Genomic DNA, 26315 nt, shown 5'->3' with positions numbered 1-26315 from the left:
ACCGGTCCTCTGGACTGTTCGGGATGTGGCAGACTATGCACGCTGTAGCACTCGACATGTCAGCAATCTACGAAACCAAGGTCTGCCTTTCCGCAAGGCTGGTCGCTTAGTAAGATTCAGTCCTGAGGCTGTGAAACGCTGGTTTGAGGATTGAACGATATGACCCGCGCTTCCGCATCTACACCGATCTGGGCTCGCCAAAGATCCGGCCCATGTCTCCCGATGAAGTCATGGAATGGCTGAGCGAAGCATACGACGGCTTCGGTTGGCGCGACAAGCAAAGCCTGGTTCACCAACTCGCACGCTTCATCACGCCCTACTGCCGTGGCTTGATGGGCTGGGATGCACGCTTCCCGCTCTGGCACTATTCCGCCAACCGCCCACGCGCCGGGAAGGACTATCTCGCAGGTGTGACGCACATGGTTTACGAAGGCCATAGCTGCGAGGACAGCGTTCTGGAACGTGAGTCCGAGGAAACACGCAAGCGCATCACGGCCGCGTTGATGAGCGGGCGGCGGATGCTGCACTTCGCCAACTGTCAGGGCCACATCCAGGACGCCTGCTTCATCGGCGCGATCACCAGCAAGATGTTTGCCGCACGCAACCTTGACAGCACCGAGGGCAAAGCTGATTTGAAGCTGCCTAACGAGATCGAGTTCAGCATCTCCGCCAACATCGGCCTCACTTTCCGACCAGACGTGGAACCGCGCACCCGGCGCATCTCACTCATGTTCGCTGAAAAAACGCTAACGGGCGGTTGTTTCCCAAACCCGACCTGCATGGCTGGCTGCTGCGGCATCGCAGCGAGATGCTCTCCGCAGTGGCCGCGTTGGTTCGGCGCTGGATGGATGCAGGTTGCCCCTGCGGCCCGACGCCCTTCAGCAGCTTTCCTGAGTGGGCGGCCATCGTCGGCGGCATCATTATGGTCACTGGCATGGGTGATCCCTGTCTGCCGCACGATGATGATGGTGGCCTGCCTGCCGACCGGCAGACGGAAGCGATGAAGGCACTGTTTGCCGCATGCTTCGCCACGTATCCCGACAAGTGGATCACCAAAGGTGAAATCTACGACGTGATCATCGCACATGACGACGAGGACATGTTCTCGTGGTCGGTGATCTGGCCGAGAAGGGTGTGAAGACACGGGTTGGAAAAGATCTCCGGGCAATTTCGAGGCCGCCAGCTCGGTGGCATCGCTATGCGAGTGGACGACCGAGTGCGTGAAACGCAGAAACAGAAGTTCATCTTCACTGCCGCGAGGAATGAGCATGTGGACTTGGTCGGTGAACTGTTCGGCATCTCGGCGCACATGGCGCACTCACCCGACGCTGATGAAACCGCTCCGGTGGTAAATGCCGGCGCAAAACCCACTTTTGAAGCCATTCAATCCTCTAAATCCGGCGCACGTGGCGCACTAGGCGCACGTGGTTCCTCTGTGTCAGACACTGGGGAAATAATTCATGATGATATTAAAAATAAAAAAATATATATAGATGGTAGTACATGTGGAGAGGAGTGCGTGCGCCTTGTGCGCCACGTGCGCCTAACCCCGATTCCAGTCACTTCACGCAACACTCTCCCTCAAATTGCCGTCACGATCATGGAGGCTAAATCTGTTGCCCTCGATCTGGAAACCTACGGTCCGCGCAAAGGCGATGGTCTCGATCCATTGACCGGTGACATCCGGCTGCTCTCGCTGTGAGTAGAGAACCAGCAGCCTTGGATCATCGACCTCCGCGCCATCGGCTACGATCTCGGTGAACTGAAGACAGTCCTCGAATCCGTCGAGATCATCGCCCACAACGCCAAGTTCGATCTGCTCTGGCTTCGCGTGAAGTGCGGGCTGCGTGCCACGCGCGTGTTCTGCACGCTGGTGGCCGCTCGACTGCTCAGCGCTGGTACCAAACCCGGCAACGATCTCGACAAGTGCCTGGAGCGTTACCAGGGCATCGAGCCTGCGCCTGATTAATGAGAGCACTTCACCGCCCTCGTGAATACGCCAGTTCATGCCGGATGCGCTGATGGCATGAAGCAGGCGCTTATTCGCATCGCACAGCAATTGCCCCCGACGCTACCTCATCTCCATCGTAAATGATGAAGGGCTCGTGCCATGAGCGTGTTCGACATGCTGCGCCACTACCGCTACCGCATCATTCGCTTCGCCGACAATGCCTGGATCGGCCGCAATACCCAACAGCAATCTCAAGTAGGAGGTGCGTCATGAACACCTTAGGGACTCCTCAAAAACAAAATCCCCTGGGGACACTTTTTTGACCCAAATCCCCAAGTCTCATGGGGATCGAGGGATAATCCCTATCTCTCTAAAGAGAGAGCGCGAATCAGCTGAAACTGGACTCGCGCGCGCTGTGCGTAACGTCTCACTCAACGCAAGCGCCTCCGGTAGCAGTCGCCCGACATCCTCCGTCACCACCCACCCCAACCACGTCCCAACCCAAAGCCCACACCCGTGCGTCTCCCGAGCTTACCGGTGACAGGCGCACTTGGCGCACAAAGCGCACTTCGCCCCTGCGCCAAAACTCCAGAGCTTTAAATTGGAGGAAAAAAATAAAAATAGAGAAGATATAAAGGGGGACAGTACACACACAGAGGCAGCACTGCGCTTTGTGCGCCAAGTGCGCAGCGCGTCCGACCTCCCGGCCATAGCTGCCGCGATTCGCGATCAAATCACGCTGGAGAATGTTGCGCGACTGGCTGAGCTATTTCAGCGTGGTTTTTAAAGACCATCTGCGTGACACTGGCTGCCTTCGAGGTGGATTCTGCCACACTCACCTTCGCGTCAGTCACAGACGCGCCAGAGGGCTGTTTGCGAACCAAAGCGGGCGATCTCACTTACCCTCGTGCAGCATGCTCAGCGCTTCACCAATCGCCCTTTGGTTCATCGCTTGAATGTCGAATTGCCCCCAAGGAACAAATGCCGCTCAAGGTGTGTGCCAAGCGTCGTAAGTCCCCAAAACGGCGCTGACTGCGAACTCGGGAAACTCGGGAAACTCGTGCGCGGGACGAGAAAGAAAAGCGCCGCGCGCGAACTCGGGAAACTCGTCCCACCCCCTATAGGGGGAGACGAGTTCCAGGACGAGTTCGTGCATGTGAAAAAAATAAACAACGTCAGGACGAGTTCCGGGACGAGTTCGGCACATGCCACCACCGCAGCCGGCATAATTCGCCATAGACAAGAAAGGGGACTGAGGCCCAGCAGTCTGCCGCAGTGCTGAACGCGTTGACACGAACGCTGTTGTTAATTGCTCATGAGCACCCTTACCACCACACGCTGTTACATCTCGCTGAACCGCCTCGCTCAACTCACCGGCCACAGCCGCGTGACGCTCCTGCTGCGCCTGAAGGATGGCAAGCTCCTGGCCGATGCCGCCATGGACATTGGTGGCGGCAAACTGCTGCCCCTATTCCTCGCCGATAAAGCCGCTTCTTCCCAGGCTGCCGCAACCACGGCTGAGCACCCATTGCTGTGATCCATCTTTGCGCCACAACGGCAGCACTCATCGCTTCACACCATCGACAAGTCACACACACCATGCCGCCCTCGCTCAACCTCCTGATCCAATCCCTGAAACTGCCCTCCCTCGGCAAGGTCCAGGTCCTCGCCCTCAAATCATTGCAAGACAACTGGGAGCGGCACTCGGAACGGATGGAGCAGTTGCGCCCGGAGCGTGCCATGCTCGATCAAAAGGCCGCATACGGGGCCTACACGGCTAATCCCTCCCCGGAGAACGAGCAACGACTGGCTGTGCTCGCTGATGAACGCCTCACCACCAAACGCTACGCGCTGCTGCGCCAAGCCCACGCGGAGGTCAGGCACCAGATCATGGGGAAAGCGACCTCGCTGCTTCGATCTCACCTTAAATCCATCCAGCACAGCTTGAGGACGGAGTTGGAGTCGCGGGAGGCTGCCGCTGAAGCCGAAGCACGCAGCAAGTGCGCGGATGAAGGTTGTCTACAGATGCGTATGGCTGCTGATGAGTTGGCTCAATGGATCAAATTGTTCGATCAAGGGCTGGAGGGTGACGAAGACGGCTGGCCGGAAATGTTCTCAGATGCGCTGCAATGCCTCGGCGGCGAGGCCGCCTCGGCCAAGAAATCACCCGCATCGCGCCCTTCCAACCTTGTTGCGCAACAATGATGCACAACCATGACACTTGGGAAGCTTCCGCTGCTGCCTCAGCACGCCTGCACCGTCGCTTATCACGGCTGATCATCATGCGTGCGCAACAGCCTTACTCATCAGGGTTTAGCAGGCCTCATGGCCGTCCGCAGCTGACTGCAACCTAACGGTGAGAGGAATTGAGAAGGGGATGGAAAATCAGAGGCAATGTCCGAGATCAAGCCAGCGCAGGATGCTCGTTTGGTAAGCATTTACGTGCTGGTGCAAGCCGTTGGAGGGGTAAGTGTGCGCCTGCCTGCTTGAACGTGGGAAGGCTTCATGACGGCCTGGAACTCGAAAAAAGTGGAAAGCTGAAATTTGCGTTCTCATGGAATTTGCGTGGTGGTGTGCCAACCCAGGGTCACGGGCGCAGACGGAAAAAGATTGCTTGAACACAAATCGAAGCGGCCTGTTTTTAAAAAACTGCAGAAGCACAACCTGGAACTCCCAACAGCGCCACCCGTCATAGGACGAATTCCCCGGCCACCCCAACGAATCCAAAGCATTGATGATACAAAGGATCCAGCTGAACAAAAGCCAGCCTCATTAACACAAGTAAAAGGAATCGGTGTTGCTGCTGTTAGGCCTGACAACCAAGAATTCGACGAAGCCACGGCTCAACGAATTGGTGATCTTCTGCAAGAATTTGTTGTTGGCTTGGACAGCAAAAAAGAGGTTCGACGACGCCTTGGTCATCGCCCGACTGCATCGCAAGGTGCAGCCGCAAAATTTGACGGGTTACTACACTGAAGCGTTGACGCTTTTCAGCTTAGGCCGTTATGACGAGGCAAGGGGAGTCCTTTTGAATGCACCCGAAGCTGGCCTACAACTTGATCAACCTGTTCCGGAACTTCGGGCTCAACAGTCGCAACGCCGCCACCTTGGCGACTTTGAGATCCTATTGGTTTGCAATAGGTGGCTGGGTCAGCCAGCACGTCCGCAAACGAGTGCTCAAGCTGTCACAGGCCCGCGCCAAGCGCCCTTGGATGGACACCATCTTCCGCCAGATCGACACGCATCCACCTCCCTTCAAATACTCAAATGCATAGCGCAGATTGAAGCTGTCAGGATGGCCTTGGCTTGATCCGCAGCCATCGGAGACGCGCGTCCGCTATTTTCCCATTCGATGCGGGTGTAGGCTGAGGAGTCCTTCTCATCATCAAAAGCGACCACCAAGCTCACAGGTTCATTCTAAAAAGCGGCTGCATCTTGTCTGCTGGGCTTCAACGGTCTGGGGCTTTTATAGGCCACACGGCGCTTTTCGTAATCATAGATTAGCACGAGAGGTTCCGTGTCGTCCTGGTTCCCAGGACCGCCGACCACCGCCAGCAAATGGCGATCTCGATTCATGGTCATCTCAAAGGCAAGTGATGGAAGGAGAACACGCTCCCTACCCTGCCCAATGCTGAGGTCCCACACGTTAAGCATTCCCTGAGCCGATGCGCCACTGCGCCGCTCATGGATGACCTGCGAAGAAATCGCGACTCCCATTCGCGTGTCCAGCACTACCGAATGATTGATATAGCCGTCACTATATGGAGTGGTGTCCACATACACATGCCTATCGTCTGCGGCTAAAACTGAGAGGCTGAAACAGCCGAGCAGAAGTGTTGGCATCACTGGTAGAGAGTAGATCAGTACGTTCATCACGGGGGAAAGATCGTGGGACTGGCTATTCACAGCATGACTTTGGTCGCCTATGCTTAGTCCGTGTCGATCTGGTAAGACCAAGATGGGCGGAGCGGAACACCAAGGGCAGGAAGAAGGGTTGATAGAACCAGAAACACTTCCTTTATCGTGGCCGTGCAGCACGGCGCACCGTGCGGATGAACCAGAGCACGATCATGAGCACCGCGAAGGCGGCGAGGGCGATGATGCCACGAGTGATCCACTGCTCAGTGGTCACTCGGCCGGGGATGAGGGAGCTGCTTTCATTGCCCCAGACTTTCTCTGCCGTGGCGACGTTGTGGATGCCGATGCTGGCGCGCAAAGTGAGGGCTCCATCGCCGCTGCGGTCGATGTCGATGCGTGGGAGAATGACGGATTCAGCACCGACGAGGGACAGCTTTTGCATGGTGGCCTTGTTCAGGGAGTCCTCGAAGTTCTGCTGGAACTCGATCTCGGTCAGCACCTTTTCCAGCACCTTGTCCGTGCGGGTGTAGAGCTTGTAACCAGCCGCACCGGCCTTTTGTGTGAAGGCGTTTTCAAACTGGAGGGTGAAGTAGCCCTGGTCGATGTCCTTCGACAGCGGGAGGATGATGTAGCTTTTACCGCCGCTGGCATTGCTGCCGGCAAACTCGGCCAGCACCTGGGAGATGGCCGCGCGTCCGGCGTCCTTCAGAGTGGCGATGTCGATGTCATCTGGAAGTGTCAGCGGACGAGGTTGGGAGATGCCCTGGGCGGTGGCGGAAGTGGCAAGCGCAAGAAAGGCGGCGAGAGCGAGTGAGAGCAGTTTCATGGGAGGTAAGTCAAAGTTTCGGGTTTCAAGTTACAAGCAGGAGCCGGGGCATTTACTTGGTCCAGTCGGGGTTCTTCTGGCGGAGCTTTTCGTTTTGCACGATGCGGATGTGCTTCACGTCGATGATCCACTTTTCGCGCTTGGGCAGGTTGTTCAGGTAGGCGCGCCAGAAGCTTTCCGTTTGCGGAGCGCCGATGATCTCGATCACGGCAAGGCCGGTGGCTTTGTCATAGGTCATCTGGCGGACGTGATACACGCCTTTGAGCTTCGCGGTGTATTCCATGATCTGAAGCAGGTGCTGGTGATCTTCCACCCCTTTAAGCTGGGCTTCATGGACGAGGATCTTGTGCGCCTTCTCGAGCGTTTTCATGATGAGTTCCTTCGTGGCAGCGGCGACCGCGCCTTCCGTGGCGCTGCGCAGGGCTTCGACTTCATCGGCGTGGCGTTTGCCCTCTAGCCGGGCGGTCTCGCTGACGAGCAGTTCCTCGGACATGGGGTTGTACACCTGCATGGTGCAGGTGGCTTCAAAGAGGCGCAGCTTGCCAAGTGCAGGCTTTTCACGGCCAGCGATGGTGGTGTAAACGACGAGGTCTGCGTAACGATCGTTGCCAATTTCATGCAGTGCCTTGGGTTCTACCCGCCCCCGGACGACGTTTCCCTTTGAGAAGACACGGAAGTCGGCATCGCTGAACGCTTCCGTCACCTGGGTCTCAAACTCGGCGGCGTTTTCATCGAAAACGAAGGTGGCCCTCATGCAGCCGAGTTCCGTGACTTGGACGCCGGCCTTCACCGCCTTAAGAAAGTCGGCCTCATCGCGGGATTCAGGAGCGGGTTTGTTCTCTACAGGCTTTTGGATGGTGGCATTGGCGGAGTTCTTTTCAAAACGCGAGGGCGGCGGGGCCACATCGGCTCGCAGCGTGGGGGTGAAGCTAAGCCCGAGGGCAAGGAGAAGGAGTGGAGCAGTGGATTTCATGGTGATGGGTAAAAGGAGATGAGCGAGGGAGTTTCCGAAAATGCGCCTCACTTTTTATCAGGCGAAAGCTGGCGCATGACCACACGGCGGCTCTTCATGCGTTTGGTCTCGGCTTTGGCTAGCGTGTCACCCACCTTCACGGGATCGACGATTTCCGCCTCGCCAAACCCGAGTGAGGCGAGCCGATCCTTGGCGACGCCGCGCTTGATCAGCAGCTTGCGGATGGCTTCTGCGCGTTTGGCGGAGAGTTTCAGGTTATGTGCATCCTCGCCGAGATCGCAGGTGTGGCCCTCGATGAGAAATCGTGTGCCCGCGAGCTTGGGCGATTTCAGTGTCGTGGCGATCTCCTCGACCTGGAGGCGGGAGGCGTCATCACGCAGCTCGGTGGAGTCGAGTTTGAAAAAGATGTTGTTAAAGGACACCGCCTTCCGCGATGCCGCGATGGTAGAGGGCTTGCCATCATGCGTGAGGCCGCTGCGCTGGACGGAGTTGGGTTTGCCAGGAGTGGCGGCAGGCTGCTGCATCTCGATGATGAGCACATCCGCCTTACGGACGACGCTGGTTTCAAAAGATTCACGCTGAGCGTGTGCGGCAGTGACCAGGCTGCTGGCAGCAATGATGGAGAGGAGGAACTTGGATGAGGTTTTCATGATGGATGTGTCTGCTGACAGAGATGAAAAGACAACGAGCCGGGGAATTTCTGAATCTTCGGCAACAAAAGTGAAGTTGTTTAGCCGAGACTAGAAAACCCAGCTCGGCCCGCCACCCGCGCGAGGTTTAAACTCAGGGCGCTCCATCTGCTGTATCTTGCCGGACTTGCTGTTCTTTGACTCCTCGAAAGCCTCCGTGCCGCCCCATTTGATATTCAATAAGCCGGCCTGATTACCATCGCCTGTCTGTTTGATGGTTTGCTGGAAGGTGGGAACCTCGTTTTTGATGTAAGCCAGCCAGCCGACAATTGCGGTAACCACCACTCCTGCCAAAGCAATCCACATGCCTTTTTTGCTGATGCTGAGGTTTTCCTTCTGACAGTTGCAGCTTGGTGGAGATGACTGATTGTTCATGGCCAGTGTGAGGTTCTGCGTAAAATCGCCAAACAGCGCGCCTAAGCCAAGTTTATTAATTTAGAAAAACTGAGGCCGCGAACCGGAAAAGTTGGCCGCGTCCTGCCTTTCCAGCTCAGGCACCCAGCCTGATCTCACCATGAAAACTCTCTTCATCATCCTCATCACCCTCGTCGTCAGCCAGTTCATCTATGTCGAGTGTGGCCCGCGAAATCCTGTGGCGCGCGTGGCCATCGCCACGGCGGACAGTGTGCGCTGGCTCGTGGACAGTGTGCTGCCTGTGCTGGAATAAAGCTGGTATTTTGCCTACATCCTGCCTGAATTTTTCACGTTCCATTTTTCCTCCACTTCCCATGTCCCTCCTGAAACTCTTCTTCACCGAGAAATGCACCAACTGCGGCCATCGCATCGAAAAGGCGGCTAAATTCTGCAATCACTGCCAGGCAGGCCGCGCGAACTCCTGGCGCAACTGCACAGGCTGTGGTGCCAGCGTAGCGGCAGACTCCACGGGCTGCTGGAGCTGTGGGGCCAATCTCACCACCCAGGCGCGTGATCTGATCTTCAGCGACCGCTGGAGGCGCACGGAGGGCATCTTTGCCACGCGTGTGACCATTGAGACGCCGCAGGAGCGCCTCCGCCATGGCATCCAGGTGGATGAAGGCACGCTCGGCGTTCTTTACCGCAACGGCCAATATCGGGACACGCTGAAGCCTGGCTACCACTCGCAGACCAGCTTTTGGGAAAGACTCACCGGCGGAGACAAAGCTAGCGGCTTTGTGGATGGCTTCATCCTCGTCACCGATCCCGTCACCTGCATGGTCAGCCTGGGCGATACCGCGCAGCTTTTCACCCGCGACAACTCCGCTGTGGAGGCCGCGCTGCTCGTGAAAGTGCAGGCCGCCGATCCCTCCACCATCATCCGCCGCCTGCTGCCCACGGGCAGTGATCTCGTGCGTGATGATGACCTCATCCTGCCACACACCGCACGCATCGCCGAGGTGCTGCGCATCGCTCTCTCGCGCCTCACGGTGGAGGAAGTGGCCCGCTCCACCGACCTCCGCCCGCAGATCGAGGCCCGCCTCGGCGAGGAACTGCCGCGCCTGCTCGAAGAGTACGGCCTCAGCTTTAAAGGCGTGATCGATCTCCGCCTCGTCTCCCCTCAGATCGAGCGCGTCCGCGAGTCCGAGGGCCTCATCAGCAGCACCGAGCGCGAGCTGCGCTGGGCCAAACAAAAACGTGAACTGGAGCAGGGTCACAAGCTCACCGAGATCAAAGACGAGTTCGCCTTCAAAGAGCAGGTGGACCGCTGGACGCACGAGTACGCGCTCACCAGCATGGAGCGGGAGCACGTCATCGGCATGTATCAGATCGCCAGGGAGAAAGAGCGCCAGCTCGCGGATGTGGAGCGCGTGGGAGTCGTGCGGCTCACCGCCCAGGAGTATGAACTCCAGGAGCGGCGCAAAGAGGAGCTTCTGCGCGATGAACTCGAACGCCTGCGCCAGCAGCGCGAACACGATGCCGAACGGGAACGCATCAGGCTGAAAAAAGAGGGCGACATGTCCGATGTCGAAATCCTCAATGAGGTGCGTCGGGGACAGATCGAAACCATGCGTGCCTTGTCCGAGATCAAGACCAAGGCCAAGATCGAAGTCGCCCAGGGCACCAAAGATGTCACCCCGATTCACCTCGCCGGAGCGCACGGGGAGAGTGTGGTCGAGGCCATCCGAGCCTCACAGCCGAAGCCCAACGTCACCGTCTTCTCCACCGGCCAGAGCTTTGCCACCATGCCTCAGGGCACCTTCCCCGGCGGCCAGTCCGTGCCCTCCTTTGTGCAAAACTACGCCGCAGGCATGGCCACGTCTGGAGTCGCAGGCTCCACCTTTGTGAGCGTCGGCGGCCCGAGCTTTGGCGGCAGTGGTTTTGAAGTTCATGCGCAGCGCTACGAGCCCAGCGTCGGCATTTGCTCCATGTCCCTGCCCGGTGCCGGTGAACCCACGCCTGTGGGCACGGCCTGGCTCGTCGCAGGCCGCTCCTGCCTCGTCACGAATGCGCATGTGGCCGTCACCCTGCTCGAAGCCCGCGAGCAGGCGGGCATGAGCATCTGGGTCACGCTGGCCGGACAATCCACCGCCCTGCCCGTGGGCCGCATCCTCATCCATCCGAACTACGCCCTCAGCAAGGATCGCAAAGACCCGCTGCCGACGCACGACTTCGCCATCCTGCACATCGACGTGCCGCTGCCTCCAGGCGTCCAGGGCCTGCCGCTCGCCAGTCGGGCCAGGCTCATGGCATTGAGGGAAATGCAGTCCGTCGGCTACCTCGGGTTCCCTTTTGAGAACCTCGTCGGCAGTGTCCTGCTCCGCAGTCCGAAACCCACAGCGCAGAAAGGCAGCATCTCCGCCCTCCAGCCCTGGGATTTCAGCCATAGTGCCGATCCCTCCCGCTGTCAGCTCATCAAGCACAACCTCGGCGTGGCAGGTGGAGCCAGCGGCAGCCCGCTCTTCGATGAAAGTGGCGACGTCATCGGCGTCATCACCGCTGGCAACATGGAGCGCCTCTACGATCCGAAATCCCCCAACGAACCCCGCCGCGCGCCCAGCGGCGTGCAACTGAACTTCGCCCAGCGCATCGACGTGCTGCTGGACTGGATGGGGTGGTGAGGAAATAAAATGCGATGAATACCCATTTTCAATGGCACGCCATCTAAATACCTTGTCTCCAATACCGATCAATGAACAAAATTCTCCAACCCGACAAGGGCTTTATCAGAAAGCTTTTGATAACACTATTGATGCTGAGCCAAGCGACACTGCTGGCGCAGAATTCCCAAATCCTACCATTCCACGAGGCCAAGCAGCGGGCTGACGCTGGAGATGCGTTTGCGCAGGCGGTGGTGGCCACACATTACGCGCTGGGATGGAATGTGGAGAAGAACCCGGAGCTGGCGGTGAGGTATGCGAGCGCGAGCGCCGAGGCTCGGCATCCGCTGGGCTATTTCCGGCTTGGGTCGCTGCTGCGCATTGGCGAGGGGGTTCCGAAGAACAACGAGGCGGGTTTGAAGTATCAGGCGGCGGCTTTCAATGAACTGTCGCGGCTGAAGGACCCCTATTCCATCACAGCGGTGGGCATCATGATTTTTCAAGGGACCGTGGTGGCACAAAAATGGACGCTGCAGGACCGCTACCTGGAAGCGGCGCGGCTTTACAAAACGGCCGCAGACATGGGCTATGCGCCCGCTCAGTTTAACTACTCAATGTGCAATGAAATGGGGCACGGGATTCCGAAAGACGCAGCGGTGAGCCTGCAGTACCTGCAGCTCTCCGCGCAGGCGGGATATCCACTGGCTGTGCGCCATGTGACCGAGCTGGCCCAGGCGGCACAAAATGCAAATGGGCTGGACCGGATCACCGGGAAGAGCAGCGAGGGGGATGAATGGGCTTACGAGTTTCTAGACGCAGGTGAAAACACCCCGAAGGCTGCCCGATTGTGGCGGCTTAATCATGAACGGCGGCTGTTTTCAAATGATGAATGGATTGTGACCGGATCGTTTATCTCCCTGGGGCTCGGCAGGGGGAAATGCCATCTGTCGGTTTGGGATGCGCGGTCTTTGAATCTGGCCTGCTCGCTGTCCCTGCCCAATGATGTGCTGCATCTGGACTGGTCACCCACGCGACGGCAGTTCCTGGCCGTGACGACCTGCGGCAGAGAACACACGCGCTGGATCAAATATCCTGACGATGTGGCGCAGGCTTTGATCGTCATTGATCCGCAGCAACGTCAGATCGACCGCACAGCGCTCTGGCAGCCGCAGAATCCTTCGTTTGATTATGACAGCCATTGCGCCCCCCGGTGGCGAGGCAATGAAATCGTCGTGCCCTACGCCTCCGGTCCGGATGCGATGATCCCTGTGGCTGGGGCTCAACTGAGCCGCCCTGCCTTTGTGGATGTGAAGATCCGGTTCTCCGCTGCTTCCAGCGGAAGCGGCTTCCCGCTGTCCCCTGATGTGACAGACGGCGCGGGGCTGGACTATCTGGGATTGAGTGCCGGACCTGTGAAAGAAGAGACTCCGTATTATGACGCGGCCTCCCGCCTGCAGGCTTCCGCAGGTCGAGTGACTTCAGGCATTGAGCGCGGGGTCATGGTGGTGCGTCCGATGCTTCAAGGTGGGATTTTGAGTTTAAATCTTTCGGCTTTAAAGGATCGGCTCGTCAGAACTGCCGACATGGATTTGGAATCGGTGGGCGTTTTTGCCGATGGGGTGCTCAGAGGGGTGGCACCGAATCATCTGGTCCTGGCATCTCCTGCCGGGGTCATCCGAGTACCAATGGCCGGATCTGAGAAAGACCGGGGCAAGGTGAATATTGATTTCACCGAGAGTGCCGCTTTTATCGCCGAGATCTCCCCGGATGCACGGTCACGAATGCGAATCACGCGGGTCGATTCATCGGCGCAGGCGACGTCTGAGACGGTCAGTCTTTCGGATGAAATCCGTGCTGAAGATTTGAGGGAGGGAACCGATTTTGCTCTGAACGGAACCCGCAAGTCCATTGCTTTGATGCTGGGTGATTTTGACAAAGGCCGGTTCTGGAAGGAATTTGACTGGCGTAGTGGCAAGTTGATCTCCCAGCCATTTGAAGACCAGACGGGCAAGGGCATGTATGCATTCGACCGCGTTCATGGGCTGGCTCCAGAACGGCTGGCATTGACCAGTTCATTGACGGACAGCAGCACCGGAGGGCGGGCGCAAACGGTGATGCTTGCCGATTTAAGCACAGGCAAGAACTTCATCCTCGGCGAGGGACCGCAGCGTGGCTTGCAGCCCCTGGTGGCGCAACTTGACCCGAGCTCGAACAAGCAGGTACTGGTGCTGAGCAGCGGCTATGTGGCGGCTCAACTGGAGCGCGTGGATTTGACGTCGAGTGTTGTTTCGCCCGTCGCCGGGTGGACATGGGACGACAAGGATGGGAGGGCCTTTTTTGAAAGCTCGAAGAACTGGCTGTTTGTGCCGCAGGCGGATGGCTACCAGATTTTCGAACTTTTCTCCGAGCAGGCGCAGCGCAAAATCGCCGACCTCTATTTTCATGGAGAGGATCAATATGCCGTGGTTCTGCCGGATGGTTTTTATGCGGGATCGCCCGGCTGTGACGAACTGCTGAAACTGAAGGCGGGCAGCGGCTGGATGTTTGCGGCAGGAGTCTCTGCATGGCGGAATCGCCCTGCCGAGGTGCTGAAGGCGCTGGGCGGGGATGCAGATCAGATCGATGTTCTGGCAAAGGTGACGGAGCGCTGGCTCAAGCGCATCGGGTTTGACGGATCAATGCCTGCACCGCGGGCCGGGGACCTGCCGAAAGTGACGATTCCGGAGCGTCCGCCGCTCTGGGCAACGTCCGATGAGATCACCCTGCCCATCGAGGTGAATGCGGGGAATCAAGCTCTCGGCGAGGTGGCGGTGCGAATCAACGGTGTGCCGGTGGTGCAGATGAAAGGCGATGCCTGGGCGGCACCTGCGGGAGGAACGGCGAAGGGATCTGTGCGCCTGGTTTTGGCGGAAGGTCAGAACTGGATTGAAGTTAACGCGACCGATGCGCTGGGCAGGCGTGGCGAGACGCAGCGCTTCCGCACGATCCTGAAGCGCGGAGCCCAGACCCATCAGAGGTTTGTCATCTGCCTCGGAGTTTCCGAATACGCGAAGCCGGAACTGAACCTGGAGTTTGCCGCGAAGGATGCGAAGGACATGATGAAAGCGCTGCAGGCGACTGATGGCGGCGGCACCACGCGAACGCTCCTGCTCACGGACAAACAGGCTGACAAAGGGGCCCTGGAACACATTCAAAGCTTCGCCGCGCAGACTTCCGAAAGTGATGAGATCATTCTTTTCTGCGCAGGTCACGGCGTGCTGGATGAGAACTTGGATTATGTCTTTGCCAGCCATGATTTCGATCCAGCGAGGGCTGGGCTGACGGGGCTGAAACTGGACGCGCTGCTGGAGGCGGTCTCCGCAGGCAAAGCACGCAAACGCCTGGTCTTGCTGGACACCTGTCAGGCGGGTCTCGTGGGCGAAAAGGATGAAGTGCTGCTGGCGCAAATGGATGTGAAGCTGCCGGAGAGCGTACGCGCCATCAAGGTGCCAAAACCGGCGACGCCCCCATCGACCGGCCTGTCTGCGCAAGACCAGCAGCGATTCATCGAAGAGATGTTTTTGCTGCCAGGACTCAAGCGCGGAGTGTCAGTGATCGGCGCTTCCGGGGGCGCGCAATATGCCCTGGAATCCGACCTATGGCGCAATGGCGTGTTCACTGCATCGGTGATCGAAGCGCTGCGAGATCGGAAGGCCGACTGGAACCGGGATGGCCAAATCACCGTCAGCGAGTTGAAGAGCTATGTTTCCCAACGCGTCCCCGAATTGACTGGAAATGCGCAACGCCCCAGCGTCGTCGCATTTGAGCGTGACCAGGATTTCGTTCTCAAGAAGTAAGGATGCTTTATTGCTTCCGCAATGCGCTATTCAGATTCTGTTCCTGCCCACCATGCCCCGCGATCCCTTCCTAAACCAATCCCAAGACCACGGTGGTCCGCAGATGCCGCAGTTGAAGGCCGGGCAGCGCCTTTTCAACCGGCGCTATGAGCTGCTGCGACCGCTTGGCGCAGGCGCGGGGAGATGCCTGGCAATCAGTGCATCTAAGTTGATGCAAATCGCTGTTAAACAACGCCATTTGCCTCGTCCCAGGTTTGAGAAGTGGCGCGGCTTCACCTTGTTCGTCTCGGCTTGAAGCCCCAAGCCCTGGATGACTATCACTCCTCAGACTGCGGCATCATGCTGCGAGCATGGGTCGGGCTTTTAGCCCTCTGCCAGACAAATAGACTCCTCACCGAGGTCCTGGGCTGGTATGAAACTGGCCCTTGGCCCTTACAGGGGCAGTTCATGACGTGCGAGCCATGAATGGGTTGGGAGTCTCGCCGAAGAGTTGGCCCGGCTCGGCTGGGAGGTGGATGTCGATCTGCCCCCACTCTCCTCCTTTCACTCTTTCCATGCCGCCAGGATGTCACGGGAGTAGGGATCGCCTTCGGCTTCGAATTCGTGGAGGTATTTGCGGGCCAGGGCGCGGACTTCGGGGTGGGGATTGGTGCGGGCGTATTGCAGGACTTCGGGGTCGAGAAAGCGGTCAAGCATCCCGGTGGCCTCGGTGAGATCACAGACGGGGAGACGCTCGCGGAAGCGGGTTTTGACGAGGGATTCGAGGAAGAGCTGGTCTTTCAAATCATGCTCGCGTCCGGTGTCAGCCTTGCTGATGTGCAGATCCAGTGGGTCAGGCAGGCGGACGCCTCCTTCGAGCACGCGCACTGCACGCGTCCACACTTCGTCGAAGGATTCTTCACCTAACTCGTTGGGACGGCGGAAGACATCGATGTCACGGTCGAAGCCGGTGATGCGAATGACACCGAAGTCGGCGATTTCACCGGCAAGCTCATCAGGTTGTAGATCCCTGCGGCAAGCGAGAGACCAAAAGCGTGCGGCGGGGAAAGCTGCCGCCACGCGCAGCAAACGGTCAGCCCATTCTGCACTGGAATTCATGGGGTCCAGCCAGATGTCCACGTCCTTGGTCCGGCGGCTCAATCCGTGGCTGATGATGGCCATGCCGCCAATCAAAACAACACGATGTTGTGCAGCGAGAGCGTGGATGAATTGGTCTGTGGCTAGAGGAGCTTCCATCGGATCATGTCGGCGGTGATTTGATCAGAAATCCACATCGCCTCCGCCAGGGACCGGACCGGATGAGGCAGCCAGGGCTCGGAGTTGTCCGGGGTCTGGATTCGCTTGGCGGCGGGATCACGCGTGGCATCGCGGCGCTGCTGCATCTTGCGGCGGGCCATGTCGGAGGAGTAGCGCTTTTTGAGCTGCTCAATGGTGGGGCGGTACTGACGCATGATGACGGAGTGTAAGGTGTGAGCCGGGACGGTGCAACTGCGCAGGCGTACCTCAACACGCCCGTCGACCAGGCAGCCACCGGAAATCCCCATCCGGGCTGTCTTTCTCTGCGCACCGCCTTCGGGCTGCATCTTTTGTCTGGCAGCGGTGGAAACAGACGCTTTCATCCGCCCGCCATGATCTTCCCGCTTTCAGACCTCCTGTCTCTTGAGATCCAGATGCCCCGGCGCTGGGTGCTGGGGGAGACGCGGCGGGTGGGGCTGAGACTGCACAATGCCTCGGGTCTGGAAGTGACCCAGCTCGACTGGCGACCCTGCTGGGAGGAGTCGGCAGGCGCTGAGGATCACTGGCGGAAGTTGGGCACGCTGAGGCGTGAGACGAGCCTGCCGCTGGACTTCATCCTGCCGGTACCGCCGCGCACGGGGGAGACTTTTTTCCAACTGCATCTACGAGGCCGCGTGGGCAGCCTGCTGGACCTGGAACTGTGGAGCACGAAGCTGGTGGTGCAGGTGAGTGCGCGCCCCGGCTCTGGCGGGATGAATGTGGTAATCCAGGGCGACATCCAGGGCGGTTTTGGTGCCATCGGCAGCGAAGGCGGCAGTGGTGCGGGGCATGTGCTGAATTTCCACGGCTCGAATCCGCTGCGTGATTTCGAAGACTGGCTCCGGGATGACCCGTCGGCCGCCGAATGGAAGCCGCTGCCGCTGCATCTGGTCCGAGAAACCTGCCTGACCTGGGCGAATGCGCAGAGCGTGGAAATGGCGGGCATCCCAGCCGGGAATTTCCACATGGGGGCCAGCGTGGATGACCCGGGGGCTGAGCCTGAGGAGAAACCGCAGCGGGAGGTGCATCTGACACGCGGCTTTTGGATGAGCCGCCATCTGGTGACGAATGCTCTCTTTACCCGCGTCATGGACTCGCCCAGCCCGGTGACATTGACCGGGCATCTGGCGGACAAGATGCCCGTGGCCAACCTGACCTGGGGTCAGGCGATGGCTTTCTGCGAGCGGCTCACGGAGCTGGAAAAAGCAGCGGGCACTCTGCCGCGAGGTTATGCCTACCGTCTGCCCACGGAGGCGCAGTGGGAATACGCCTGCCGTGCGGGGTCAAATCAACCGCGCTATGGAAAGCTGGCGGACATCGGCTCCTTGCAGGCGAATGGCGGTCACATGGTGGAGGTTGGGCGCTTCCTGCCGAATGCCTGGGGACTGCATGACATGCTGGGGCTGGTCTTTGAATGGTGCATGGATGCCCACGCGCCCTACCAGCGGGCTGACACGACTGATCCGCTTTCGCGTGAGGTGCCGCCCGGTCAGCCGCTGAAGCGCGTGATCCGTGGCGGCTGCTACCAGGGGCCGGATGTGTGCGCACGGGCCTCGGCACGCTTCGGGCGGGAGTCGCATGTGTCGTCTCACCGGATTGGATTCCGGGTGGTGCTGGCTCGGGAGACGGGCGGTCCTGTTTGATGCCTAACTTTCCATCTGCTACGCCGCCTTTGTCAGCAGGTAGCTCGTGCTGCCGACCGTAAGCGTCATGTTTCCGCGCAGTGGGACAATGACACCCGGAGGGATGGGCAAGGGGGGGCTGGCGAGGGGGATTTGCGGGTCGTGCAATGTCACTCCTCCGCGTGGCGAGATGACCTCCAGCCAGTAGCAGCCATTGAAGTAATGCAGAAATCCATGGCAGGGATCAATGCCAGGATCATCAAGCCGCAGCGGCACGTCTTCGGCACTGCCGAAGGCCGCCAGACGACTGAACCAGACGGTGTTCCAGTAGCTCGGGGCGGAGTTTTGCCAGTCAAAGAGGGCGTGCCCCCAGGTGGGTTCAGAATCAGATGTCAGATGGCGGCTGGAGCCGTAACCCTGCCACTCCGCCAGATTCATGAGCCGGATGCTGTGGTGCGGGGCGGGTGCCAGGCGGACTCCAAGACGCAGATCCGCAGGCGGAGTGCCCAGGCCGAGATTCTGCTCCGGTGGCAGCAGTGCCATGGCGGCGACGGGCACGGCCATGCGTCCTGCGATCACCACGTTGCCCGAGCTGACGTTCTCCACCTGCACCTGACCGCTGCCGTTGACGGAAAGCCGTGCCTGCCTGCGGCTGAGTCCGGCCGACTTGCTGTCATTGGCTGCATCTGCGGGCATGAAGCGCGTGACCATGTCAACGTCCACAGAACTGCGCCCGAGCACGAGCGGTGTGCCACCGCCGCGCAAACGCCAGCCGCACACGGCGGGAGCGCGCGGGTCAGGCGGCGGGGCACCGAGCGGGCGCAGGGAGAGCGCCGCCATGGGCTCATAGACTCGGAGAAAGGCTGAAGGGATGCGCCGCCGGTTTGAACTGCTGCTGAACTCGGTGGTGGTCAGGGAGCGGAGATGAACCTGATGAAGCTCATCCGGCATGTTGGCGGCGAGCAGTTCGTTGAGAGTGCGGATCTGGGTGAGGTTGTTGGTAAGGTTGATGCTGACATCCCCCTTCACCGCACCAAACTCCGCTTTTTCTCCGCTGCTGCGGTGGCTCTGCACATCGCGGACGATGTTGGTGATGTTGATTTCGTTGGAGGGTTTCTCAAAGATGGTGAGGTGTTCCCAGCTTCCGAAGAGTGACTTGCTGTCAGAGCCGAGGCTGAACTCAACCGCGCAGGCCAGCGGGCGGCTTCCCGGGCGGGCGGGAGTGATGGAGATCGTCTTGTCCACGCGTGCTCCGGGAGCCACGGCATCAAAGTCCAGCACGATCTCCGGTGGATCAAAGTCGGCACAGGCAAAAGTGACGGCCACGTTTTCCAGCGTTGTGCTTTCCCGGTTCACCAGGGTGGCGCGAAAGAAGCTGCCGAAACCAGCCACCAAGATCTTGGGAAAGGCGAGGTAAAGAGAGACGGAATCAGAAGCGCTCATGGTGACAGTCCGGTCTCAGATTTACTTTTTGCTCTTGCTGGGTTCTGCCTTCTTTTTGAAGGGGTTGGTCGTGAAGAACTCACCCACCTTTTGCCACTTGCTGGGCGCTGGTGCCGCCACCTTCTTTTTCTTGGAGCCGCCTTTGCTGACATTGCTCTTCTTCTCCGCCACAGCCTTGAGGGCGGCCTGCTTGGCGATCTCGCCCTCCAGCTCAAAGATGTCCAGATTATGCAGGGCGGCGGGCTCGAGGGTTTTGTCCGAGAAGCGTCCGCTGGCCACGACTCCATGCTTTTTCTGCCATGCCACCAAGGCTTCGTGCGTGGATTTGCCGGGCTTGCCCTCTTCCTTGGGATCGCAGGTGATGCCGAGGGCCTTCCACTGATCCTGCATCCGAAGCAGCACCTCCCGCTTCACATCCTGGGAGGCGTTTTCATAGCGGGTGCCTTTGTAGAGTTCGTCCAATGTCACCGCCGGAGTGGAGCCGGTCTCGGCGAGGAGGTTGCTCTCCCAGGTGGTTTTAAAGGCGGTGACTTCGGCGATCAGCCCAGGCAGCGCAGCCTGCACGCCGGGCGGTGCCTTGTCAGGCTGAAACTCGGACAGGAGCGAGCCAATTCGCTCCAGCTTTTTGTTCGCGCTCATGTCGGGTGTCAGGCAGTAGGCAGCGAGTCCATCAATGGCAGATTTCTGCCTGGTGATCCACTCGGCGGCATTGGCGGCGATTTCATCAGAGAGCTTTTTGACGGCGGCCTGGGCTTTGCGTGCGCGGGCCAGTTCATCTGTGAACTCCTCCAGAGTAGGCTGATCGGGCACATCATGCTTGGTCAGCAGCTCATTCCAGGCCTGAAGCTGGGTGGCGATCTTTTCGGCGCGCTGGTTTGGGGTGAGGGTGATGCTGTCTATTTCCTTATCATCTTTGATGAGGGCATTCACCGCAGTTTGAAGGGCTTCCGCCACTTTGCTTTCGCGGGTCTCCCTGGCCTTCACCTCTCGCGCGTTCTTGATATCCTGGTCTTCCCAGTGCTGCTTGCGGGCCAGGGCATGGGTCATCATGACTTCATCCTCCTCGGTGAAGGGCACGTTGAGCCCATCATAGGGTGTGATGAAGTCTTCCTGCCAGGCCTTCATGAGGTCCGCAGGCACTGCCTTCTCTGCTTTTTCCGCATGATCCAGGCGGGTGATGATGGAGCGCCGTTCTTCCAGAGTTTTACTGGCAGGCCTGAGAAGAAAACCCCAGGCGGCACCACCCGCCACGAGAATGAATGCCGCTGCCTTCAGCGCAGATTTTCGCCATTCAGAACCACCAGATTTACGAAAGACCTGGCTCACGGCAGCCATGGCCTGATGATGTCGGCTGGTGCTGCCCTGTCCTGTCTTGGCGCTGCGCAGCCATTCGACCACTTCGTCGGCAGATCGTGGGCGTTTGTCAGCGTCCTTGTCCAAAAAGCGTGCGATCCACTGCTCCCAAGCCTTGGGAACTGGATCACCTTTGATGTCCAGTTCCTTGCGGCGCTCGGCGATGGAGGGCGGCACTTTGCGCTGGATCTGGAGAATGATGTTGCCCCCTGGAAAGACAGGCTTGGTGGTCAGCAGTTCATAGAGGACAGCACCGGCAGCATAGATGTCATCCTGGTGTGTCGGCTGCTGGCCCGCAATGAGCTGGGGGCTGAGCCCGGGCAGCGAGACAAACTCCGTTGCCGTGGGGTCGCTGCTCTCTGCATCAAAGAGGCGATTCGGAGCCAGTCCGAAGTCAGAAATTTTCAGCAATCCATTCGGGCTGACCAGAAGCGTCGCGGTGCGCAGATCGCGATGAAGCAAGCGTGATGTGTCCCAGGCAGAATGCAGGGCGGCAAAGAGATCGCGTGCCCAACGGCTGATTTCACCGACTTCAAAGGGCCTACCGTTTTTCTCCCGCAGCATCTCGGAGAGGGGCGTGGAGGGAAAATACTCCATGACAAAGCCCGCGAGATTTTCATCTCCGACGAAGTCATAGATACGAATGATATTCGGATGGGTGAGATCGAGCAGACTGCCAATATTGCTGCGCAGTGCGTGGAAGTGCGGGTAGTTGATCAGCAGCTTGATGGCGACATCCATGCCCAGACGCTCGTCTCTGGCCAGCCATACATCCCCCTTGCGTCCACGCCCCAAAACACGCTCCAGCACATAGCGGTCAAACACACGCGCACCGGGAGCAAAGGTGCGCAGGGTGACATCAAAATCGAGAGTGTTGGGAGCAGTGTCTGACATGGCGGGACAAGGTATCGAGTGGGAGTTTTGCCTGGAATATCAAAATGGGCGGCCAAAACGCGGGCCACCGCCTGCTGGGATGTATTTCATCCAAGTCGGCACCCCTCCGCCACTGGAGCCACTAGAGTTGCTGCCTCCAGAATTGGTGCGTCCGCCACCACCACTACCTCCACCCGAGGAGGACGAGGCGATAGTGGGGCGAGCATTGTCCACCTTGAGCCGTGCCAGGGTGGCATCATCGAGCAGACCATTGGCGGGCAGCGCTTCACGTTTTTGAAAGGCGAGGATGGATTCATGGACCAGGATGGGAGAGTCCCCTTCAGGCTTGCCATGATAGACCCCCTCACGAGTGAGCGCGGCCAGGGCGGTCTTAAACTTTTCTTTCTTTTCCTTCTCCTGCCAGCCAGTCGTGAAGGAGGCGGACAGCACCTGAGGAAAGGGCACTGGCTGAGCGGGCGTCTCTGCCAGCGCTTTGTTGCTCCACTCAACAAAGGCCTTTTGGGCATCCGTCTGTAGTGCTTCATGATCGGTGCCGTAGATCTCATCGAGACCGCGTTTGGGGAAGCTCTGTAGCAGCTTGCTCCAGGCATCACGCTTCACCGTGGCGGAGAGATCGGTTCGTTTGTCCTCCACCTGCAAAGCCAGCATCTCCCGCTCCACTTCTTTGACGGCCTTTCGGTAGTCTTCCTTCTCCACCTGCTCGTCGGCATCAGCCCGCTTGAGCTGACGGCTGACTTCGTCCTTCAGCTCCTTGTCGCGCTCGCTGAAGGGATGGTCAAAGAGGGCCAGCTTTTCATGCAATGCCTCCCAGGTCTCACGCAGTTGCTTTTTGGAGGGAAAACTGTCTGCCGCCTCCTTCAGTCCTTTCACATCCTCCTCAAACCGGGCCAGATCATCATCCGCCAGGGCGCGTTTCTTTTTATCCGCCGCTGTTTCGCTGGCCTTGGTGGCGGCCAGCGCACTCTCGCGCTTGGCCTGGGCGGGCGCATGCAAGCCGAAGTACCAGCCAGCACCGCAGATGAGTACCGCAGCAGCAGCAGCTTTTACCGTCAGGGAAGATGCGGCGGCGGGAGCCGTGTTTTTGCTGCGTGTAGCAGCAGCGCTGCGTGATTTCCAGTCGCCTGAACCGCGCTTGAATTTGAGCCCCTTCAATCCCTGGCGGATCGCCTCCATGTCCACGGGACGGTTCTTCGGGCTCTTTTCCAGACAGGCGGCGATGACCGTCTCCCAGGCCTCGGGGATGGCATCCCCACGCACACCGAACTCTGCACGCCGCTCCACGAGGCGAGGAGGGATTTTGCCATCCACCTGGGTGGCGATGTCGCCGCTGTAAAAGGGCGGTTTACCCGTGAGCAGCTCATAAATCGTAGCTCCCAGCGCATAGATGTCATCCGCAGGACATGGCATCTCTCCGAGAAGCTGTTGCGGACTCATGTAAACCAGCGTCCCAGAGGAGGCTGCCTTCACACTGACCCGGCTGACCGTGTCCTTTAGATTTCGGGCGATGCCAAAGTCCGCGACCTTGAGGTCGTCGAGGTCATTGACCATCAGATTAGCAGGCTTCAGATCGCGATGGATCAGTCCCACTTCCCCATGAGCGTGCTCCAGTGCATCGAGCATCTGGTTGACATATTTCTCCAGACTGGCCACCTCAAAAACCTGCTCCGGCTGCTTCAGACGCATGTCAGCGAGATTGGAGCCGTTCACGAACTCCATGATGATGGCAGCGCTTTCATTCTCCTCCACCAAATCATACATGCGCACGATGTTCTTGTGGGTGAGGCGCAGGCCGTTGCGCGTCTCCCGGCGCAGATCCTGCACCGCACTTGCATCAGCGGCCACGATGTCTGGCATGAACTTCACCGCCACTTGGCGATGATACTGCTGGTCCTCAGCAAGCCACACCACCCCCATGCCACCACGACCCAGGATGCGCTTGAGCTGGAAGCGTCCGAAGACCACCAGTTCCTGGGCTAATCCGACGCGTGTGGCCAGGAAGTCTAAATTACCTGTGCTGGGCTGGCTGTGAGTGCTCATCGTGATGGAAGAAGTAAGGCATGTATCTTGCGGCTGTCACCTACCTGGCGCGGGGGCCATGTGCCTCCCTGTACTGCATTTTCTAGGCTGACGCGTCAATGCAGCGCCAGATAAAAGATAAGTGATGACAAGTTTTCCGGTGGAACACGACATGGATGCGGACTCCTACCGATTTCAGGGCAGTCGGTTACACTTTTTGGGTGTGATTTTTGAAACTTTCAGACGCCCGCCGGAAAGGCCCTGGTGAGTTGCCTTTCCCGAGATGCCTAAAACTGCACTCTCCATGAAACTTCGCCGCACTTCACTCCTCTGCTTTATCCTGACATACACCCTCTCTCCAGTCATCGCTCAAGCCTCTCTGCCAGCGACTATGACTCACAGAGTCAGGGCCAAAGAAACCCTCTATAGCATTGCCCGGCTCCACGGCACGACCATCGCCGACCTGAAAAACATCAACGGTCTGAAGAGCGATCTCATCCACGTCGGCCAGGAGCTTTATCTTCGTGAAGGTGGGGAGAGCCAACTCACAGTTCTGCCAGCGACACCCCAGGCGCAGCCGCTTACCCTTCTGGAAACCCTGCGCGCCCTTCCCGAATCTGACCGCTGGAAGCTCCACCTTTACCTGGACCAAGTCCAGTTTGCCCCCGGCAAGCTCGATGGCCTCATGGGTGAGTTCACCGTGAAAACCATCGAGCGCTGGATCGCCGCCCAGGAGGGTCGAAGCCTCGATTCCCTGCTCGCCGAGGCGCGCAAGACCGTCGTCAAGACACAAACCACCTTCACCATTCCCGCCAGCGCCGCCGCCTGGATCGCTCCGCTGCCCGCCACACTGCCAGAAAAGGCCGCTACTTCCGTCCTGCTCTACGAAAGTCTCGCCGAATACACCGCCGAGCGCTTCCACACCGATCTCAGCACCCTCCGCCGCCTGAATCCCGGCCTTGATCTCACAAAACTCAAGCTGGGCAAAAAACTCCGCGTGCCTGCCGTGAAGCCCTTCATCATCGAGACGTGGCCGCCCGCAGGCATCGCCAGCCGAAAAGCTCCCGAAGGCACCACACTGCGCATCGACCACGACGCCCGCATGATCGAAGTAATCGGCGCGGATGGACGCCTCACCGCCACTTTCCCCATCACCGTCAGCCCGAAGCCCGAGCACCGCCGCAGCGGCACCTGGCACATCCAGGCCATGGCCCCGAACCCACGCTTCCTTTGGGATGATCTCATGCTCAAAGAAGGCCGCGCTGGCAAAGTGAAGCACGATCTGCCCCCCGGCCCGAACAACCCAGTCGGCATCCTCTGGCTCGACATCGAGCCCGACCAAGGTCCGCAGGCCCACATCGGCATCCACGGCACTGCTGACCCAGCCCGCATCGGCCGCAACCACAGCAGCGGCTGCATCCGCCTGGCGAACTGGGACATCACCCGCCTCGTGAAACTCGTGGGCAAGGGCACCAAGATCGTTTGGAAGACCAGCACCGTCTCACAAGCCATCGCCATGACGCGCTGAGATCGAGGATCTTTTGTAACCCCACACGACAAAAACTGTACTTGAGGCTTGGAGTCCGCTGAGGGCTCAGGCTAAACACAACACATCTTCTCCCATGAACCACCCCATCCTCATCCGCCGCCTCACGGGTACCAACAAAGGTAAAGACGAGATCCTCCACACCCAGGAAGTCTCCTTCGGCACCGGGCCGAACAACACCGTCCGCTTCGATCCCACCTGGGACCGTGGCGTGAGCAGCAGCCATGCGCGGCTTTACCGCGATGCCGAAGGCGTCTGGTGGCTGGCCGATGCTGGCAGCAGTACAGGCACTCATTTAAATGGGCAAAAGCTCACCCAGCCGCGCGCGCTCGTCGGCAGCTTCGTCATCGAACTCGGCCAGAGCGGTCCCCGCGTGGAAGTCACCCTCCCCGCCGATGCCTTGCCCGCCCGCGATCAGCGCCCCAGCGGACCCGCCCACCTCGGCCAAGGTGGCGGCGGGCGCGGCCCGGCACGGAAAGGCAACAAACTCCCCATCGCCATCGCGGCCCTCATCGCCCTTGGCCTCGGTGCCCTGTGGCTGCTCCGTCCGAGCGGCAGTGGCTCCATCAACGTCACTCTCGGTGGTGGTGGCGATAGCGACACGCAGATCGAGGCCGCCGCGAAACGCCTCGAGAGTGCCGTCGGCAAAGTCATCCTCATGAATGCCCAAGGCCAATCTCTCGGCACCGGCACCGCCTGGGCCGTGGCCCCCGGCATCTTCGCCACGAACAGCCACATCACCGAGCCCGCGAAAGACGCCCTCAAAACGGGTGGAGCTGTCTTCATCGCCATCAATAAGGACCCCTCGAAGAAGTATCGCGTCCGTCAGGCCATCAGCCACCCCTCGTATTGTGCCGACATGATGAACGCCCAAGGCCGCCAGTCTGAACTAGGCACCTACGATGTCGGCCTGCTCATCATCAAAGAGCAGCACAGCCCCACCTTCCAGCTCGCTCCGGTGGAAAAAGTCCGCCAGCTTGATGCCGGAAAGCGCGTGGCCTTCCTCGGCTTCCCTGCCG

At 59.3% G+C, this 26315-nt stretch carries 25 protein-coding genes; 14 read left to right on the top strand and 11 right to left on the bottom strand.

All coding sequences use genetic code 11. The features are described from left to right. Positions 1-25: 25 nt before the first annotated feature. From AC6FTP_RS16270 to AC6FTP_RS16260, 3 genes are read left to right on the top strand one after another with little or no spacing between them, the layout of a single operon-like run. Positions 26-154: a helix-turn-helix domain-containing protein gene (locus tag AC6FTP_RS16270; protein ID WP_497207972.1), complete on the top strand. Its 129-nt coding sequence runs from the start codon at positions 26-28 to the stop codon at positions 152-154. Positions 155-212: 58 nt separating this feature from the next. Further along, complete coding sequence (locus AC6FTP_RS16265; protein WP_497207971.1) at positions 213-1004, top strand: hypothetical protein; 792 nt, start codon at positions 213-215, stop codon at positions 1002-1004. Continuing rightward, complete coding sequence (locus tag AC6FTP_RS16260) at positions 1001-1138, top strand: hypothetical protein (protein WP_497207970.1); 138 nt, start codon at positions 1001-1003, stop codon at positions 1136-1138. Before AC6FTP_RS16265 ends, AC6FTP_RS16260 begins: the two co-directional genes overlap by 4 nt. Before the next feature lie 426 nt (positions 1139-1564). On the opposite strand, the gene AC6FTP_RS16255 is transcribed toward AC6FTP_RS16260, so the two are convergent. Then, complete coding sequence (locus AC6FTP_RS16255; RefSeq protein ID WP_497207969.1) at positions 1565-2008, bottom strand: hypothetical protein; 444 nt, start codon at positions 2006-2008, stop codon at positions 1565-1567. Positions 2009-3266: 1258 nt separating this feature from the next. On the opposite strand from AC6FTP_RS16255, the gene AC6FTP_RS16250 reads away from it, so the two are divergent. From AC6FTP_RS16250 to AC6FTP_RS16235, 4 genes are all read left to right on the top strand, one after another. Further along, a complete protein-coding gene (locus AC6FTP_RS16250; protein WP_497207968.1) occupies positions 3267-3488 on the top strand; it encodes a hypothetical protein in 222 nt (73 codons plus the stop codon). Positions 3489-3550: 62 nt separating this feature from the next. Further along, positions 3551-4156, top strand: a complete 606-nt coding sequence (locus AC6FTP_RS16245) for a hypothetical protein (protein ID WP_497207967.1) — start codon at positions 3551-3553, stop codon at positions 4154-4156. A 405-nt stretch (positions 4157-4561) separates the two neighbouring features. Next, positions 4562-4927 (top strand): hypothetical protein, encoded by a 366-nt coding sequence (locus AC6FTP_RS16240; RefSeq protein ID WP_497207966.1) that lies wholly within the window; start codon positions 4562-4564, stop codon positions 4925-4927. A 56-nt stretch (positions 4928-4983) separates the two neighbouring features. Beyond that, complete coding sequence (locus tag AC6FTP_RS16235) at positions 4984-5226, top strand: hypothetical protein (protein WP_497207965.1); 243 nt, start codon at positions 4984-4986, stop codon at positions 5224-5226. Positions 5227-5368: 142 nt separating this feature from the next. On the opposite strand, the gene AC6FTP_RS16230 is transcribed toward AC6FTP_RS16235, so the two are convergent. From AC6FTP_RS16230 to AC6FTP_RS16210, 5 genes are all read right to left on the bottom strand, one after another. Then, the gene (locus tag AC6FTP_RS16230; protein ID WP_497207964.1) at positions 5369-5824 is read right to left on the bottom strand and encodes a hypothetical protein; all 456 of its coding nucleotides are present in this window, start codon (positions 5822-5824) and stop codon (positions 5369-5371) included. Between the two features lie 145 nt (positions 5825-5969). Continuing rightward, positions 5970-6635 (bottom strand): hypothetical protein, encoded by a 666-nt coding sequence (locus AC6FTP_RS16225; protein ID WP_497207963.1) that lies wholly within the window; start codon positions 6633-6635, stop codon positions 5970-5972. 52 nt (positions 6636-6687) lie between these two features. Further along, positions 6688-7608, bottom strand: coding sequence for a hypothetical protein (locus AC6FTP_RS16220; protein ID WP_497207962.1), 921 nt, complete (start codon positions 7606-7608; stop codon positions 6688-6690). A 47-nt stretch (positions 7609-7655) separates the two neighbouring features. Then, positions 7656-8258: an OmpA family protein gene (locus tag AC6FTP_RS16215; RefSeq protein WP_497207961.1), complete on the bottom strand. Its 603-nt coding sequence runs from the start codon at positions 8256-8258 to the stop codon at positions 7656-7658. A gap of 90 nt (positions 8259-8348) precedes the next feature. Then, positions 8349-8672, bottom strand: a complete 324-nt coding sequence (locus tag AC6FTP_RS16210) for a hypothetical protein (protein ID WP_497207960.1) — start codon at positions 8670-8672, stop codon at positions 8349-8351. A 139-nt stretch (positions 8673-8811) separates the two neighbouring features. On the opposite strand from AC6FTP_RS16210, the gene AC6FTP_RS16205 reads away from it, so the two are divergent. The 4 genes from AC6FTP_RS16205 to AC6FTP_RS16190 all read left to right on the top strand — a co-directional run bounded on the left by AC6FTP_RS16205 (position 8812) and on the right by AC6FTP_RS16190 (position 15442). Continuing rightward, on the top strand, positions 8812-8964 hold the full coding sequence (locus tag AC6FTP_RS16205; protein WP_497207959.1) for a hypothetical protein: 153 nt from the start codon (positions 8812-8814) through the stop codon (positions 8962-8964). A 61-nt stretch (positions 8965-9025) separates the two neighbouring features. Then, on the top strand, positions 9026-11332 hold the full coding sequence (locus AC6FTP_RS16200) for a trypsin-like peptidase domain-containing protein (protein ID WP_497207958.1): 2307 nt from the start codon (positions 9026-9028) through the stop codon (positions 11330-11332). A 71-nt stretch (positions 11333-11403) separates the two neighbouring features. Then, a complete protein-coding gene (locus AC6FTP_RS16195) occupies positions 11404-15147 on the top strand; it encodes a caspase family protein (RefSeq protein WP_497207957.1) in 3744 nt (1247 codons plus the stop codon). Between the two features lie 52 nt (positions 15148-15199). Beyond that, on the top strand, positions 15200-15442 hold the full coding sequence (locus tag AC6FTP_RS16190; protein WP_497207956.1) for a hypothetical protein: 243 nt from the start codon (positions 15200-15202) through the stop codon (positions 15440-15442). Between the two features lie 248 nt (positions 15443-15690). On the opposite strand, the gene AC6FTP_RS16185 is transcribed toward AC6FTP_RS16190, so the two are convergent. Beyond that, a complete protein-coding gene (locus AC6FTP_RS16185) occupies positions 15691-16383 on the bottom strand; it encodes a hypothetical protein (RefSeq protein ID WP_497207955.1) in 693 nt (230 codons plus the stop codon). Next, complete coding sequence (locus AC6FTP_RS16180; RefSeq protein WP_497207954.1) at positions 16368-16598, bottom strand: hypothetical protein; 231 nt, start codon at positions 16596-16598, stop codon at positions 16368-16370. The genes AC6FTP_RS16185 and AC6FTP_RS16180 overlap by 16 nt, the downstream gene beginning before the upstream one ends. 177 nt (positions 16599-16775) lie before the next feature. On the opposite strand from AC6FTP_RS16180, the gene AC6FTP_RS16175 reads away from it, so the two are divergent. Next, positions 16776-18065, top strand: coding sequence for a formylglycine-generating enzyme family protein (locus tag AC6FTP_RS16175; protein ID WP_497207953.1), 1290 nt, complete (start codon positions 16776-16778; stop codon positions 18063-18065). A gap of 18 nt (positions 18066-18083) precedes the next feature. Here the strand turns inward: AC6FTP_RS16175 and AC6FTP_RS16170 are convergent, their stop codons facing one another. Genes AC6FTP_RS16170 through AC6FTP_RS16160 form a run of 3 tightly spaced genes read right to left on the bottom strand, consistent with a single transcriptional unit; the run spans position 18084 to position 23771 of the window. Beyond that, positions 18084-19487 carry a hypothetical protein gene (locus tag AC6FTP_RS16170; RefSeq protein WP_497207952.1) on the bottom strand — a complete coding sequence of 468 codons (1404 nt, stop codon included), beginning with the start codon at positions 19485-19487 and terminating at the stop codon, positions 18084-18086. Positions 19488-19508: 21 nt separating this feature from the next. After that, a complete protein-coding gene (locus AC6FTP_RS16165; protein WP_497207951.1) occupies positions 19509-21734 on the bottom strand; it encodes a serine/threonine-protein kinase in 2226 nt (741 codons plus the stop codon). Positions 21735-21773: 39 nt separating this feature from the next. After that, entirely contained in the window at positions 21774-23771 is a 1998-nt protein-coding gene (locus AC6FTP_RS16160) for a serine/threonine-protein kinase (RefSeq protein ID WP_497207950.1), read from the bottom strand. Positions 23772-24054: 283 nt separating this feature from the next. On the opposite strand from AC6FTP_RS16160, the gene AC6FTP_RS16155 reads away from it, so the two are divergent. Together AC6FTP_RS16155 and AC6FTP_RS16150 are read left to right on the top strand one after the other, a co-directional pair. Beyond that, positions 24055-25278, top strand: coding sequence for a L,D-transpeptidase family protein (locus AC6FTP_RS16155; RefSeq protein WP_497207949.1), 1224 nt, complete (start codon positions 24055-24057; stop codon positions 25276-25278). A 94-nt stretch (positions 25279-25372) separates the two neighbouring features. Next, positions 25373-26315: FHA domain-containing protein (locus AC6FTP_RS16150; protein WP_497207948.1), on the top strand; the 943-nt coding region annotated here is incomplete at its 3' end.

The sequence above is a fragment of the Prosthecobacter sp. genome (assembly GCF_044378005.1).
In the GTDB taxonomy this organism is placed as follows: domain Bacteria; phylum Verrucomicrobiota; class Verrucomicrobiia; order Verrucomicrobiales; family Verrucomicrobiaceae; genus Prosthecobacter.
The sequence above is the reverse complement of the archived record's forward strand: the minus strand, read 5'-3'. Positions and strand labels throughout refer to the sequence as shown.